Source organism: Psychroflexus salarius (genome assembly GCF_900129035.1).
GTDB lineage: Bacteria > Bacteroidota > Bacteroidia > Flavobacteriales > Flavobacteriaceae > Psychroflexus > Psychroflexus salarius.
The window spans coordinates 1-2,138 of record NZ_FQTW01000034.1 but is presented as its reverse complement, the minus strand read 5'-3'; the positions used below and the strand labels follow the sequence as shown (position 1 = coordinate 2,138).

The 2,138-nt window shown below is 28.6% G+C and carries 2 protein-coding genes; both read left to right on the top strand.

Annotated features, from left to right (window positions below):
* Positions 1–217 precede the first annotated feature (217 nt).
* On the top strand, positions 218–667 hold the full coding sequence (locus BUB82_RS11585) for a hypothetical protein (RefSeq protein ID WP_143185698.1): 450 nt from the start codon (positions 218–220) through the stop codon (positions 665–667).
* Positions 668–865: 198 nt separating this feature from the next.
* Positions 866–1,948, top strand: coding sequence for an acyltransferase family protein (locus BUB82_RS11580; RefSeq protein ID WP_073193785.1), 1,083 nt, complete (start codon positions 866–868; stop codon positions 1,946–1,948).
* Positions 1,949–2,138: the final 190 nt, after the last annotated feature.

The following is a 2,138-nucleotide window of genomic DNA, read 5'->3' as shown; positions in this document are numbered from 1 at the left end:
TACAAGCCGAATCAACTCGTATTTGCTCACTTAGGTTTTGTAATTGAAATTCACTACTTTTAAGTCCGTAATAACTGCGGTTATACAAAAACGTTGTAGCACATTATAAAAATGAACTTTCCTGAAATAGAAACATATGAAACTGAATAAAACATTATTAATTATTACCATATGTTTTTTATTAGTCAATCTACTCTTTTTTAAACATTCTGAAACTTTGAATGGTGGAAGGGCAATGATTTACATAATTATTTTTCCAGTATTCTGGATTGCAACTCTAGTTACTGTTGGAATATTAGCATATAGAAACCGAAAAAAATGGTTCAATAAAAAAATGAGAATTTCGACTATTGTTTTTTTGATTTTATGCACACCTTTATCAATATGGGGATTTTCTGCTTTAACAAGACCTGAAATACAACTAAGCGGAACAGGATATAATCCAACAAATGGAATAACAATAAAGACCGAAACGTGGATTTATAATTCTGGTCAGACTGCCGTTAGAAAATTTTGGAAATTAGACAAAGTGAATTCGACGAATTCTGAAGAAAGCGAATACAAAAAAGACTCTATTTGGGTCTATTTTGACAAAAAGGGAGACACATTAAAGGTCGAAAAGTACAAAAATGACAAATTAATAGAGACAACTGAACTGAAAAAATAACGTGCTACAACAGCGCATATAGTTTATGGCGGAATTTGAGATAAACCCAAAGATTTTTGTATTTTTAGAAACGTAAAACTTAGCCGATAAATTAGCGCATTTTTGCCCGCCACAAACCATATACGTAGAACGTTGGGTGTAATTTACGGTTTCAGAAGCAATATTATCAACCAAAAAAATATTTTTTAGATATAAATTATGATAAAACCTCTTACTTCACTCAGATTCTTTTTTGCACTTATGGTTTTTATATCACATCTGAGCTTTTTCCAAAATAGTAATTCTGAAAATTTGAAATGGGTATATTTTAGCATAATGAAAGAAGGATCTTTAGGAGTTAGTTTCTTTTTTATACTCAGCGGATTCATACTTGCATATAATTACCAAGAAAAATTCTTAAAAAAAGACTATTCGATTAAACAATTTTATAATGCTCGATTTGCAAGAATATATCCGCTTCACTTTATTACATTCATAATATCTACACCATTATTTTTTTATAGTACAGAATTATCAGGTAAGTTAATTCTTCAAAGTCTTACTAATCTTAGTCTAACACAGAGTTTTATTCCAATTAGAGAAATTTATTTTTCTTTTAATTCTCCATCTTGGAGCATTTCAAATGAAATGTTTTTCTACTTGTTATTTCCTTTTATTATAGGCTTAATTTATTCCTTGAAGAAAAAATGGTATCTACTCTTACTTATTTTTTTTTTGGTTCCAATTGGAACTTTAATAATACCAAGTGAATTCTATCATCAATTATTTTATATCAATCCTTTTGTTAGAATATTTGACTTTGCGATTGGAGTGTCGATATACAATTTATACGTCCATATTAAAAAGAGTAAAATAATGGTAAATTATAACTATGTTGAAATCAGCGCAGTTTTATTATTTGTAATATTTTTCTATTATCATAGTGAGATTCCAAAAGTCTCTCGATATTCATTTTACTATTGGTTACCAATGAGCTACATTATATTAGTCTTTTCTTTTCAAAGTGGGATAATCTCAAAATTATTATCTCATAAATGGCTAATTTACCTTGGTGAAATAAGTTTTGGCATCTATATGTATCACCAACTAGTAATAAGATATTTTAACCCGCTTAACAATAAATTATTAGGTATTGAAAATGAATTATATATTGCTACTTTAATTCTTATAATTAGTCTTGTAATAAGTCATTATAGCTTTAGATATTTTGAGACACCTATGAATACCTATCTAAAAAGGAGATTGAATAAAAAAACTACACCCAACAATGGCTATACGTAATGCGGGATTAAGTGCTGAAATGAAAGCAATTAATTAAACTAACTATAAACGGAAAGTGAAGTCCTTGAAATCCCGCACTACGTATAGCCGAGACCGTTGGGGCTAATTTAAAGTTGAAAATATATAATCGAATTAATATGAGTGATAATAAGAAACAAAACAACTCTAAACCGAAAACGAAATCTACAAG

Excerpts from the sequence above, each read along its gene's own strand:
- BUB82_RS11580 (WP_073193785.1), top strand. The coding sequence starts at position 866 with ATGATAAAACCTCTTACTTCACTCAGATTCTTTTTTGCACTTATGGTT.